Genomic DNA, 12,165 nt, shown 5'->3' on the forward strand with positions numbered 1-12,165 from the left:
ACGGTTCCCGGCGCCGGGTGGAGGGCGAGAAGGTGACATCGATTCAGGTGGCGCAGCGGGGGACCGGTCTGCTGCGGGTCTTCAACGAGGCAGGCGTGCTGTCGGCCGCCGACGTGCATGTGGCCGTGCGGTTGGGACGGCTCGGGCGTGAGGACAGTGAGGACGTGTTGTTCGCGGCGGCGCTTGCCGTGCGCGCGGTGCGGTCGGGATCGGTGTGTCTGGAGCTGGCGCGGATGCGTGAGATCGGTGTCGACGCCGACGAAAGTCGTGATGGCGTGACCGGAATCGACCCCGCGACGCTGCCGTGGCCGGAGACGGACCGGGTGCTCACGGCGCTGCGGGCCAGTCCGCTCGTGCAGGGTGGTCAGGCCGGACCGTTGCGTCCGCTGCGGGTGGTCGAGGCTGATGCCGACGGTGGGGCGCTGCTCTACCTCGACCGCTACTACCAACAGGAACAGACGCTGCGCCGGGCACTCGTCGAACGCAGCGCCGACCACCCCGTCGTCGACACCGCCCTCGTGCGTGCCGAACTCGACCGCTTGTTCGCCGACCCCCTCGGTGAAGGCCCCGATCGGCAACGCCTCGCCGCCGCGCTGGCCGCCACCCACTGGACCACCGTCGTCGCGGGCGGTCCCGGCACCGGCAAGACCCACACGATCGCCCGTATCCTCGCCCTGCTGACGGCACACCGCAGGGCAACCCCCAAACTGCCCGCTCTGCGCATCGCCCTGGCCGCCCCCACCGGCAAAGCGGCCGCCCGCCTGCAGGAAGCCGTGCGTGACCAAGCCGCCGAACTCGGCCTCCCCGAGCTCACCGCGTCCACCCTGCACCGCCTGCTCGGCTGGCAACGCGGCCGCACCACCCGTTTCCGCCACCACGCCCACAACCGCCTGCCCTACGACGTGGTGGTCGTCGACGAAACCTCCATGGTCTCGCTCACGATGATGAGCCACCTGTTCTCGGCCCTGCGCCCCGACACCCGCCTCATCCTCGTCGGCGACCCCGACCAGCTCGCCTCCGTCGACGCGGGCGCAGTCCTGGCCGACCTCGTCGCCGGTCCGGTCGTCGGCGTCCCGAACCCGGCCCTGCGCGAACTCCTGACGTCCGACACCGGGTCGGCATCCGCCGCCGCTCGTGCGGGGGAGGAGACCGCCTCCGCCGATGACTCTGCCGTTGTGACCGATGCGGTGGCAAGAACCCCTGCCGGTGATGGGGAAGGCGTTTCTGCGAATCCGGCTGTGCAGGATGTCGATTCGCTCAGTGCGCTGGAGATGCGGCGTCTGCAGGGCGGCATCGTCCGGTTGACCCGTGGGCGGCGCTTCGGTGGGCGGATCGCGGATCTGGCTGTCGCGGTCCGAGCAGGAGACGCCGATGCGGCATTGGCGATTCTGCGCGCCGGTGGAGACGACGTATCACTGTGTGGCCCTGACGATATCCGTGCGGTGCGCGCCGATGTGACCACCGCCGCGCTCGCTGTCACCGAGGCGGCGGAAGCCGGTGACGCGGTCGGTGCGCTCGGCGCGCTGGAATCACATCGTCTGCTCTGCGCGCATCGGCAGGGCCCGTTCGGTGTGGAGCGGTGGGACCGGATGGCGGCCGAATGGGCGGCTGCCGGTGGCGCGGGACCCGAAGGGCCGCAAGCGGTGTGGTATCCGGGTCAACCGCTGCTGGTCACCGCCAACGACCACGAGGCGCGCATCTACAACGGCGACACCGGCGTCATCATTCGCCGCCCCGACGGTTCGCTGCGTGCCGCGCTGCAACGCGGCAGCGAGCCCTACCTCGTGCATCCCACCCAATTCCCCTCGGTCGTCACGGTTTTCGCGATGACCATCCACCGCAGCCAGGGCAGCCAGTACGACACCGTCTCGGTGGTCCTGCCCGAACCGGAGTCCACGCTCCTCACCAGGGAACTCCTCTACACCGCGATCACCCGCGCCCGCACCCACGTGCGCATCATCGGTACCGAGGACGCCATCCGCGCCGCCATCGCCCGCCGCGTTCTGCGCGCCAGCGGTCTCACCCGCACCACCCTCGCCACCTGAGGTCCGATCGAGATCACCACGCTCTGATGGCGGGATTTCGGGCCGAAACCCGCCGTCAGAGCGTGGTGATCGAGTGTCCAGGTCAGCGGGCGGAGCTGCGGGACAGGTTCCAGGCCCACCAGGGGTCGTCGTCGAGGCCTCTGCGGATGCTCGGCTCGATCTGGGCGCGCAGGGGGTCGGGCAGACCCTCCAGTGCCGGGAGGATATCGGGGGACAGGGACGTCAGGTAGTCGGCGTCGAGCCGCCCGTTCTGTTCCCAGCGGGCGATATTCCTTTCGGCGACAAGGTGTTCGGGGTTGATCGCCGCGAGCGCGACGAGCGTGGCGAGGGCGGTGCCGACGGCCGCGCGCGGCACCCAGCTCCAGCGCAGCCGCGCGATCGCGACCAGCATCAGCACGTACAGCAACCCGACCCACAGCTCGCACATCGACACCAGCAGACGCAGCACCGTGAACCCGTAGGCCTGCTGGTAGGTCCACATGCGGCCGAGCGCGGAGACGACGATGATCAGCGTCAGCAGGCTCACCACACCGAGCAGTACCCGCACCCACAGCCGGTCGGCGGCGGTGTGCTTGGCCGAGAAGTGCAGGACCGCGGCGATCACGGCCAGGGCGAGGATGCTCACCGCCGACAGCTGCCAGAAGCCGCTGCGCGCGTATTCGGCGTAGGTGAGTCCCGCGGTGCGCTGCACGTAATCGTCGCCGCCGAACAGAGCGACGAACTGGCCGCCGAGGAACACCCCGAACAACACCGCAAGCACCGCGACCGGCAACGCCCACTCACTGCGCGTCCACAACCGGCTCGGCCGTCCAGCATCGCCTGCGGCGGGCAGCGGTCCGGCCAACAGATACAGCGCACCCAACGCGCCCATCCCCAGCACGGCGAACATGAACAGCCACTCCCACGCGGCGGCCGAGTCCACCTGGGGCACCAGGCCGCTCAACAGCGTCGCGAACGTCGCGTCGGCCCCACCGAGCAGCGGCACGAACACCACGAGCAGCGCTGCCGTCGCGGCCACCGAAGCCCCGTACCGCCGCACCCGCGACAACTCGCTCGTCCCGGCCTGCCGCACCCCCGAAAACGCCCACGGCACAGCGACGAACGACTCGACCGGCACCGCGATCATGTCGAACCACACACCCCGCGTACTCCGCCGCCCCAACACCGCGAACGACCCAGCCACACAGGCCCCGACCACACACCACGCGAACAACCACCCCGCCGCCCGAACAGCCCCGACCCCCAACAGCACCAACGCCACCCCGACCCACCAACCACGCCCCCACCGCACCGCCACCCGCTGCACCACTCCCACAATCGAACTGCCACCAGCTGCCGCACTCGCGGTGGTGTTGGGGTCGGCATCTGATTCCGCGGCTGCGCTCGCAGCGGTATCCGAGCGTGCGCCGGGCGTCGCCGTGGCGGGCATCGAGGGCGTGATGGCCTTCGTCTGCTCGGTCGGGGAATCGTGGGCGACTCGGGTGCCGGTCACGCTCGGTGCCGTCGTCGTGTCGGCGGCTACCACCGGCTTCTCGTCGCGATCCACTGAATCGCCCTCCGGCGCAGCAGGAATTCGCTCCGACGTTCGCGTGGTATTTTTGCGCGCCCGCTGGTCGACGGCGCAGAGGGTGGCGGTGATGGCGGTGCCGGTGAGGAGCCAGCCGATGCCGGGGCGGTCGGTGGGGATCACGGTGGCGCCGATGACGCCGACGAGCGCTGCGGCCGGAAGGACGCCGGAGGGGCGGGCGACGCGGCGCCAGCGCGGTGGGGCCGGGGGACGTGGTGGCGCTGCCGTGTGCCGAATGGGTGACATCGGTTCGACGGCGGCTGCCTGCCAGCCGGATGTCCAGGACGGGGGAGTGGAACTGCCCGATGCCGACCGGCCTGCGGGGGATGTCGTCGGCTCGACCACGGAGCCTGGTGATTCGTTGGGCGCGGCCCTATCAGGTGCGGGGGTCGAATCGGACTGGACAGGTTTGCGCGCCCGGGTGGTGGTGTCAGCGCCGGAATCGGCAGTTGCAGTGTCCGAATCACCGGACTGCGCGGTATCGGACGGCTGATTGCCCTTCTGGGAGAGCAGCGCCGTGGTGGCGGCGGCCTGTGCGATGATCGCGGGGACAACAGGATTCGCGGTCGAATCGCCGGAATCGGCGCCGTGGTGCGTCGCTCCGAACCCGCTCTGCTCCTTCGCACCGGGTGGGGCGGCATCGGGTGTCGCCTCGGACCGGCCGGTGTCCGGCCCGGCGAGGGCGAGGGGGCCGACTTCCGGGCTCGGCTCGATTCGGCCCTCGGGTGTGGCGGGTGCGGAAGAGTCTCCGCGATCCGCATCTGCCCCGGCAGCGTCCGCCGGATTCGGTGTGGCAGCGGGAAGCTCGTTGTCCTCGCCGGACCGCTCCGTCGTCGATTTCGTCATGTTTCCCCTCGAAAATAGGTGTGCTCGTCCGCCCCCGGGACCAGTGGTCGGGGGTGGTGATGTGGGTGAGTCAGGAAGTGGGCAGGACTACCCGGATGCGCGAGCCGGGGTCGGCCACCGCGATCGTGCCGCCGTGCAGGTCGACGACCCAGCGGGCGATGGCGAGGCCGAGCCCGGTACCGCCGCCGTCGGTGCGCCCGCCCCGGGTGAAACGGTCGAAGACGGTGGCGCGGTCGGCTTCCGGGATGCCGGGGCCGTCGTCCTGGATCTCGAGGACCACCGTGTCGGCACCTGCGCGGGCGGTCACGCGTACCTCACCGCCGGCGGGCCCGTGCCGGGCGGCGTTGTCGAGGAGGTTGAACAGCACCTGGTGCAGCCGGGCGCGGTCGCCCAGGACCACCGCGTCGGCCGGTTCGACCGTCGTGGTGAACCGCACCCCGCGACCGAGCGCGGCCGTCATCACCTCGGCCTCGGCAATGGCTTCCGTCAGAAGTGTTGTCAGCGGGAGGGTTTCGCGATCCAGGGGACTGGCCCCCGCCTCGATGCTCGACAGGTCGAGGAGTTCGGCGACGAGCAAGCCGAGCCGTTCGGTCTGTGCCAGCGCGATGCGCAGGGTGGCCGGGTCGGGGTCGCTCACCCCGTCGACGATGTTCTCCAGGACGGCGTGCAGCGCGGTGACCGGTGTGCGCAATTCGTGCGACACATTCGCGATGAGATCGCGGCGCTGCCGGTCGGCCGCGGCCAGATCGGCGGCCATCTGGTTGAACGCGGTCGCCAGCTGGCCCACCTCGTCCCGCGACGACGCCCGCACCCGGAAACTGTAGTCGCCCTGCGCCATTCGCCGGGCCGCCGCCGTCATCTCGCGCAGCGGCCGGGTGATGCCGTGCGCGAGGATCTGCGAGGTGACCAACGCGATGAACATGGCGGTGAGGGTGGTGAACGTCGGCAACCAGCCGATGCGGAACCAGAAGTAGGCGAACGCCACCGCACCCGAACACACCATCAGCACAGCGAGTTTCAGCTTGATCGAGCGCAGCGGGTCGAGCGGGCGGGGCAACCGGTCGGCGATCCGGTCCAGCGTGGTCGGCACGCTCATCGTGCGTCCAGGGCGTAGCCGACACCGTGCACGGTGCGGATGAGGTCGGCACCGAGCTTGCGCCGCAACGCTTTCACGTGCGAATCCACCGCCCGGGTGCCCGCCGCGTCCGACCATTCCCAGATGTCCTCCAGCAACCGCTCCCTGGCCAGCACCGCACGCGGCCGCTGCGCCAACCGGGTGAGCAGATCGAATTCCAGCGGGGTGAGCCGTGCTTCGGTCTCGCCCCGCCACACCCGGCGCTCGGCGAGGTCGATCCGCAGATCACCGACGACGATGCTGCTGTCACCGCGGTCGGCGGCCCGCTCCACCCGCCGCAGCAGCGCGTGCACCCGGGCGGCCAGCACCCGCATGGAGAACGGCTTGGTCAGATAGTCGTCGGCGCCGACGCCGAGCCCGATCAGCTGGTCGGTCTCGTCGGTGCGCGCGGTGAGCATCAGCACCGGAACCGAACGCTCGGCCTGGATCCGCCGGCACACCTCGAGACCGTCGAAGCCGGGCAGCATCACATCGAGCACCACCAGATCCGGTTCCCCCGCCGCCGCGGCGGCCACGGCCGCCGGACCGTCGTGCGCCAGATCCACGGTGAATCCCTCGGCGCGCAAACGCGCCGCCACCGACTCGGCGATCGTCACCTCGTCGTCGACGACGAGGACCCGCCGCGCCGTACCCCCACTGAGTTCCATGCTGCGACCCTAGCGACCGGGTGTGGAGGGTTCCGTCGCCAAATGTGGAGATTGTGTGTGGAGTATCCTCGGCCGGGTGAACCCGCGTTTCCGCTGCACTCCGCCGCCCACCTCCTGAGCGAGGTGCCCCCGCGCGCGGCGCGGGTCGGCAGGCCCCCGCCGTCGGGTCGACGGCACAGCGGTTCCGCATGTCCGCACCTCGCTTCTCGCGACCACTCATTCCTTCTGTCGCAGGAGCTTTCATGTCTTCTCTTCTTGCCGGGCGAGCGTCCCGGCCCACCGCACTCCGCCGGGCAGGCATCACCGAACTCGTGCTCGCGGGCGTCCTGTGGGGGACCGGCGGACTGCTCGGCACTGTGGTCCAGCGCGAGACGGGACTGTCACCGATTGCGGTCGCCACTGTGCGGCTGGCGGTCGGCGGCCTGCTGCTGCTCGGGCTGTGCGTGCTCACCCGGCGCGCGATACCGCGCGGTGGACCGGCCTGGCGTCGCATCGCCGCGATCGCCCTGCTCGCACCGATTTTCCAGGGCTGCTATTTCGGTGCCGTGGCGCTGTCGTCGGTGAGCCTGGCGACGCTGCTCACCATCGGCATGTCCCCGGTGATCGTCGCCGGGCTCGAATACGTCACCGGCCGACAACGCCTCGATACAGGCCGCGCGGCAGGCATCGCCCTCGCACTCCTCGGTCTCGTCCTGCTCGTCGGAACTCCGGGTGCGGGCGGTTCCGGGGTGCTGTTCGGTGCGGCGCTCGCCGTCGCCGCGGCGTCGGCGTTCGCGCTGCTCACACTGGTCTCGGCGTCCGAGGTGCCGGGCCTGGACCCGGTGACTGCCACCGGAGTCGGATTCACCATCGGCGCGACTGTGCTCGCCGTCCCGGCCGTTCTCACCACCCGAGCCGTCGATCTCGCCCCCGGCTCGGTGGTGACGATTCTCGCGCTCGGACTGTTCCCCACCGCGATCGCATACACGCTGTACTTCCGCGGTCTCACCGGTGTCGGCGCGGGAACAGGCGCCCTGCTCGCCCTGCTCGAGCCACTCACCGGCACCCTGCTGGCGGTGCTGGTGCTCGCCGAACGCCTGTCGCCGATGGGCTGGCTCGGTGCGGCATTGCTGTCGGTCGCGCTCGTCGCGGCGAGCCGTCCGCAGCGTACTCAGGAATCCGGGAACAGACCGGGCAGTTCCATCGCGTAGGCGAGGTCGTCGCGGGTGCCGAGGGTGACCAGCAGGATGCGGATCATGGTCACCCTCGCCTCCGACACCAGGATCGGGTCAGGATCGCTGCCCGGCTCGGCATCGGCCGTGAGCCGGTAGACCACGTACTCGCACACGTGCAGCGCCGCGTCCAGATCGAGCGGAGCGGGCACCGTACGGCCGAGCTCGCCGAACGTCTTGCGCACCAGATCCCGGATGTCGTCGAGCGCGCGTTCGCGATAGGCCGACACCGGCGAACCCGGATCGTGCAACTCGGCGAACAACGGCCGCAGCATCGCACCGTGCCCGCGCGCCCAGTCCACATAGGCGTCGATGAGCCGGATGCCCAACTGCACCGGCTCGTCGGTCCCGGCCAGCGCCGCGCTGATCCCACCGACCAGCCCGTCGTTGCTCGCGTCGAGCACCGCGCGCAACGGCTCGGCGGCATTGCTGAAGTACCGGTAGAAGGTCGGCCGGGCCAGACCCGCCTGCTCGATGATCTGGGCGACGCTCAACCCGCGCGAACCGTTGCGCGCGAACACCGCCGCGGTCGCCTCGACGATCCGGGCACGCACTTCCTCGGCCTGCTCCTGGGTCTGCGGTGGCCTACCGCGACGCACCGACGTCGCCTCCTCGGTCATCGCACCTCCACTCCGTCGGCGAACTCGCTGCCGAAAGCTTGACACGAACCCGGGCCCACGCATTAATCTAACACTAGTGTTCAGCAAATAGCCGAATATCCGCGCCTGCACCGCGCGACCACCTGGTGAGGAGAAGGGCCGACAATGACGACCGCCCCTGAATTGACCGCCGAACCGACCGCGCTGCCGAAAACGCTGGTCAAGCCTCTGTTCGACCGGGCCGTCGCCGGTGGCGCACCGTCGGTCGAGGTCTTCGCTCCCGCCACCGGCCACAAGATCGGTGACCTGCCCCAGTCCTCGGTCGCCGATATCGACCGCGCGTTCGCCGTCGCCCGGCACGCGCAGCGCGACTGGGCCAAGGTGCCGGTCAAGCAGCGCGTCGAGATCATCCGCCGCTTCCACGACATCGTGCTCGCCGAGCAGGAGACCGTGCTGGACATCGTCCAGACCGAGACGGGCAAGTCGCGCCCGCACGCCTTCGACGAGGTCGCCGACGTCGCGCTGAACTCGCGCTACTACGCCGCCGTCGCTCCCAAACTGCTGGCCGACCGCAAGCCGCGCGGTGTGCTCCCGGTGCTCACCGCCGTCGATGTGCACAACCGGCCCAAGGGCGTCGTCGCGGTGATCTCGCCGTGGAACTACCCCCTCGCCCTGTCTGCCTCCGACGCCCTGCCCGCCCTGATCGCGGGCAATGCCGTGATCGCGCGCCCCGACAACCAGACCGCGCTGTCGGCCCTGTGGGCCATCGACGCCGCCGAGCGCGCGGGTCTGCCCCGTGGGCTGTGGCAGGCGGTGCTCGGTCGCGGCCGCGAGATCGGCGGCGACGTGATCGCCCGCGCCGACTACGTCGACTACACCGGGTCCAGCGCCACCGGCCGCACCATCGCCCAGCAGGCGGGTGAACGCCTGATCGGCTACTCGCTCGAGCTCGGCGGCAAGAACCCGCTGCTCGTGCTCGCCGACGCCGACGTGTCCAAGGCCGCGAAAGTGGCTGTGCGCGCGTGCTTCTCCTCGGCCGGCCAGCTGTGCGAATCGATGGAACGCATCTACGTCGACGCCTCGGTCTACGACCAATTCGTCGCCGAATTCGTCGGCAACGTCAAGAACATGTCGCTCGGTGGTGAACTCGACTACAGCCGCGACATGGGTTCGCTGACCTTCCAGCGCCAGCTCGACACCGTTACCGCCCACGTGGACGACGCGGTCGCCAAGGGCGCCAAAGTGCTCGCCGGTGGCCGTCCCCGTCCCGACCTCGGCCCCTACTTCTACGAGCCGACCGTGCTGGTGGACGTGGCTCCCGGCATGACGGTCTACCGCGAGGAGACCTTCGGCCCGGTCGTCTCGGTCTACAAGGTGGACTCCGACGAAGACGCCGTCGAGGCGGCCAACGACACCGCCTACGGCCTCAACGCCAGCGTGTGGAGCCGCGACGTGGACCGGGCCCGCGAGGTCGCGGCACGGATCAACGCCGGATCGGTGAACGTCAACGACGGCTTCGCCGCCGCCTGGGGCAGCATCGACGCACCCTCGGGTGGTCTCGGGATCTCGGGTCAGGGCCGTCGCCACGGCCCCGAGGGCCTGCTGAAGTACGTCGACACCCAGACCGTCGCGGTGCAGCGCGTGCTGCCGATCGGGCCGCTGCCCGGTATGTCCGAGCAGCTGTGGGCCAAGACGATGACGCTGGTTCTCGGTGCCATGAAGACGCTGCGCCAGAAGTAGCGCGCACGAACGAGCAGGGGTAGGTAGCACATGAAGATGGAATCGGTCGCGGGCAAGCGGGTGCTGGTCACCGGCGCCGCCATGGGTCTTGGCAAGCTGTTCGCCGAGCACGCGGTGCGTGAGGGCGCCGACGCGGTGGTGCTGTGGGACATCAACGAGATCGCCTTGCGCGAGACCGCCGCACAGCTGTCCGCGCAGGGCGGCAAGGTGCATCAGTACGTGGTCGACGTGTCGTCGCAGGACTCCATCCGCGAGAACGCCGAGGCGGTCCGCAAGGAGATCGGCGGCATCGACATCCTGGTCAACAATGCCGGGATCGTGCGCGGCAACACCTACTTCTGGGAGACCGAGAACCGCGCCGACATCGACAAGACCATGGCGATCAACTCGCTGGCCCCGATGTATGTCACCCTCGAGTTCCTGCCCGGCATGGTGGCCGGTGCCGGTCAGGCGCGCATCCTCAACATCGCGTCCTCGGCCGGTCTGGTCGCCAATCCGCGCATGGCGGTGTACGCGGCGTCGAAGTGGGCGGCGCTGGGCTGGTCGGATTCGGTGCGGCTCGAGCTCGAGCAGGCCGGACACGACCACGTGAAGGTGACCACGGTCTGTCCCACCTACATCAACACCGGCATGTTCGACGGCGCCAAGGGAATCCTGTTCACCCCCATGCTCGAGCAGAACGACGTCGTCGACACCTCCTGGCGGGAGATGAAGAACGGCGGCGCCCTGGTGGTGCTGCCGTGGACCTCGCGGATGAACCGCGCGCTCACCGGCCTGCTGCCGATCAAGATCCGCGATCTGTACCTCAACGCGGTCGGTGTGTACCACTCGATGGATCAGTTCACCGGGCGCAAGTAGCCGTCGCGATGCCCTCGTCGGCCTGATGGTCGGCGGGGGCATCGTTGTGTCTGCTCAATCCCGACGGGTGCCGATCACCACGGTGGCGTAGTACTCCTCGGAATGCTCGACCCGGGGTGCCAGTCCGTGCTCGCGCAGCACGGTCAGCGCCGAATCCACCTGCCCCGTCCCGGTTTCCACGTAGACGGAGCCGCCCGGCGCCAGCCACTCCGCCGCCCCCTCGGCGACCCGGCGGAATATCGAGAGGCCGTCGTCGCCACCGTCCAGGGCGACGAGTGGTTCGTGCTCGCGCGCCTCGGGCGGCAGATCGGCGATGTGGGCGCTCGGCACATACGGGGTGTTCGCGAGGAGTACATCGACGTGCCCGCGCAACTCGGTGGGGAGCGCGTCGAAGAGGTCACCCTCGTAGACGGGTGCGTCCAGCGCAGCCAGATTCTCGCGCGCACACGCCACCGCCACCGGATCGATATCCGCGGCGACCAACTCGACCGAACATCCACGCCCGGTCAGTTCCGTGGCGGCCGTGAGCCCGAGTGCCCCACAACCACAACACAAATCGACGATACGAACCCACTCCGCCGTCACCTCCCGCAGCGCCTGCTCGACCAGAAACGCCGTCCGCTGACGCGGCACGAACACCCCCGCCCGCACCCCGACCCGCACCCCACGAAACTCCACCCAGCCCAACAGATATTCGAGCGGCACCCCCGAAACCCGCTGCGCCACAAGCGCATCCAGCCGCGCTGAATCAGCACCCGCCGCCTCGATCAGCAACGCGCCCTCGTCTTCGGCGAAAACACACCCCGCCCGCCGCAAAGCGGCAACCACATCGACAGACCCGGTACTACCCATCCGCCGATTGTGCCCGCCCCAACAACCAGCTGCGAATCCCCCCAATCCGCCATGTCAGCATTCCCGGTCACACGGCACTGCTCGAGTGCGCCACCTACCGCAAAACCCCGAGGTGGTTCCGTACGCCTAAATCAGCCTGTCAGCGCGAACTGTCGAGCTCGAACGTCCGCGTCGCGTCGAGATAGATCCCCCGCTGAGCACCACGATCAGGCGGCGGCAGCTGCGAGACCAACTGCTCCAACGACGTCATAGCGCCCACCACATTCGTCCCCGCGACAATGAAATCCGCAACGGCACGCCGGATATGGTTGGGAGAGGTCACCACCACCGCACTGTTCGCGCCGAGATCGCGCAGCAGCTTCGTGCTGAACAGTGCGTTCTGCACCGTCGACCCGGCCCGGTCCTCGACATGGATCCGATCGGCGGGCAACCCGCGCCCGATCAACCACCGCCGCATCGCCTCGGCCTCGGAGATCCCGTTCTGCGGGTTGCCGCCGGTGACCACGACCGGCGAGAACGGCGCCGCGATGGCCTGCAACCAGGCGGCCGTGAGCCGGTTCTCCAGTTCCGGGCGCAACGCACCGTCGGGCAGCAGACCGTACCCGAGTGCAACGATGCCGGTCTGGGGTCCGATGAGGGAGGGGAGCGGATTGGGCAGCGTCGAC

General features: G+C 69.7%; 10 protein-coding genes. 4 read left to right on the forward strand and 6 right to left on the reverse strand.

Features of this window, described 5'->3' with window-relative positions; genetic code table 11:
* The first annotated feature begins 32 nt into the window (after nucleotides 1-32).
* Nucleotides 33-2,045, forward strand: coding sequence for an exodeoxyribonuclease V subunit alpha (gene recD / locus NI2_RS16900; protein ID WP_067491984.1), 2,013 nt, complete (start codon nucleotides 33-35; stop codon nucleotides 2,043-2,045).
* 82 nt (nucleotides 2,046-2,127) lie between these two features.
* Here the strand turns inward: recD and NI2_RS35180 are convergent, their stop codons facing one another.
* The 3 genes from NI2_RS35180 to NI2_RS16915 all read right to left on the reverse strand — a co-directional run bounded on the left by NI2_RS35180 (nucleotide 2,128) and on the right by NI2_RS16915 (nucleotide 6,240).
* Nucleotides 2,128-4,458, reverse strand: coding sequence for a DUF4153 domain-containing protein (locus NI2_RS35180; RefSeq protein ID WP_243749672.1), 2,331 nt, complete (start codon nucleotides 4,456-4,458; stop codon nucleotides 2,128-2,130).
* 70 nt (nucleotides 4,459-4,528) lie between these two features.
* On the reverse strand, nucleotides 4,529-5,536 hold the full coding sequence (locus NI2_RS16910) for a HAMP domain-containing sensor histidine kinase (protein ID WP_208115325.1): 1,008 nt from the start codon (nucleotides 5,534-5,536) through the stop codon (nucleotides 4,529-4,531).
* 14 nt (nucleotides 5,537-5,550) lie between these two features.
* On the reverse strand, nucleotides 5,551-6,240 hold the full coding sequence (locus NI2_RS16915) for a response regulator (RefSeq protein ID WP_067491963.1): 690 nt from the start codon (nucleotides 6,238-6,240) through the stop codon (nucleotides 5,551-5,553).
* A gap of 242 nt (nucleotides 6,241-6,482) precedes the next feature.
* Between NI2_RS16915 and NI2_RS16920 the strand changes: the two genes are divergently transcribed.
* The gene (locus NI2_RS16920) at nucleotides 6,483-7,430 is read left to right on the forward strand and encodes a DMT family transporter (RefSeq protein WP_067491965.1); all 948 of its coding nucleotides are present in this window, start codon (nucleotides 6,483-6,485) and stop codon (nucleotides 7,428-7,430) included.
* Here NI2_RS16920 and NI2_RS16925 read toward each other — a convergent pair.
* Nucleotides 7,391-8,071 carry a TetR/AcrR family transcriptional regulator gene (locus NI2_RS16925; protein ID WP_067491967.1) on the reverse strand — a complete coding sequence of 227 codons (681 nt, stop codon included), beginning with the start codon at nucleotides 8,069-8,071 and terminating at the stop codon, nucleotides 7,391-7,393. The two genes, NI2_RS16920 and NI2_RS16925, sit on opposite strands and share 40 nt — an antisense overlap.
* Before the next feature lie 144 nt (nucleotides 8,072-8,215).
* Here NI2_RS16925 and NI2_RS16930 point away from each other — a divergent pair, with 144 nt between their 5' ends.
* Together NI2_RS16930 and NI2_RS16935 are read left to right on the forward strand one after the other, a co-directional pair.
* Complete coding sequence (locus tag NI2_RS16930) at nucleotides 8,216-9,790, forward strand: succinic semialdehyde dehydrogenase (RefSeq protein ID WP_067491969.1); 1,575 nt, start codon at nucleotides 8,216-8,218, stop codon at nucleotides 9,788-9,790.
* 30 nt (nucleotides 9,791-9,820) lie between these two features.
* The gene (locus NI2_RS16935; protein WP_067491971.1) at nucleotides 9,821-10,648 is read left to right on the forward strand and encodes an SDR family NAD(P)-dependent oxidoreductase; all 828 of its coding nucleotides are present in this window, start codon (nucleotides 9,821-9,823) and stop codon (nucleotides 10,646-10,648) included.
* Between the two features lie 54 nt (nucleotides 10,649-10,702).
* Here the strand turns inward: NI2_RS16935 and NI2_RS16940 are convergent, their stop codons facing one another.
* Together NI2_RS16940 and NI2_RS16945 are read right to left on the reverse strand one after the other, a co-directional pair.
* Complete coding sequence (locus tag NI2_RS16940) at nucleotides 10,703-11,500, reverse strand: putative protein N(5)-glutamine methyltransferase (RefSeq protein WP_067491973.1); 798 nt, start codon at nucleotides 11,498-11,500, stop codon at nucleotides 10,703-10,705.
* Nucleotides 11,501-11,639: 139 nt separating this feature from the next.
* Nucleotides 11,640-12,165 (reverse strand): YdcF family protein (locus NI2_RS16945; RefSeq protein WP_167355147.1); only part of this gene is annotated, 526 nt, incomplete at its 5' end.

This window comes from Nocardia ignorata NBRC 108230, from assembly GCF_001612905.1.
GTDB classification, from domain to species: Bacteria; Actinomycetota; Actinomycetes; order Mycobacteriales; family Mycobacteriaceae; genus Nocardia; species Nocardia ignorata.

Coding starts and splice junctions, on each gene's coding strand:
- NI2_RS16940 (WP_067491973.1), bottom strand. CDS start 11,500: ATGGGTAGTACCGGGTCTGTCGATGTGGTTGCCGCTTTGCGGCGGGCG.
- NI2_RS16930 (WP_067491969.1), top strand. CDS start 8,216: ATGACGACCGCCCCTGAATTGACCGCCGAACCGACCGCGCTGCCGAAA.
- NI2_RS16915 (WP_067491963.1), bottom strand. CDS start 6,240: ATGGAACTCAGTGGGGGTACGGCGCGGCGGGTCCTCGTCGTCGACGAC.
- NI2_RS16925 (WP_067491967.1), bottom strand. CDS start 8,071: ATGACCGAGGAGGCGACGTCGGTGCGTCGCGGTAGGCCACCGCAGACC.
- NI2_RS16920 (WP_067491965.1), top strand. CDS start 6,483: ATGTCTTCTCTTCTTGCCGGGCGAGCGTCCCGGCCCACCGCACTCCGC.
- NI2_RS16935 (WP_067491971.1), top strand. CDS start 9,821: ATGAAGATGGAATCGGTCGCGGGCAAGCGGGTGCTGGTCACCGGCGCC.
- NI2_RS35180 (WP_243749672.1), bottom strand. CDS start 4,458: ATGACGAAATCGACGACGGAGCGGTCCGGCGAGGACAACGAGCTTCCC.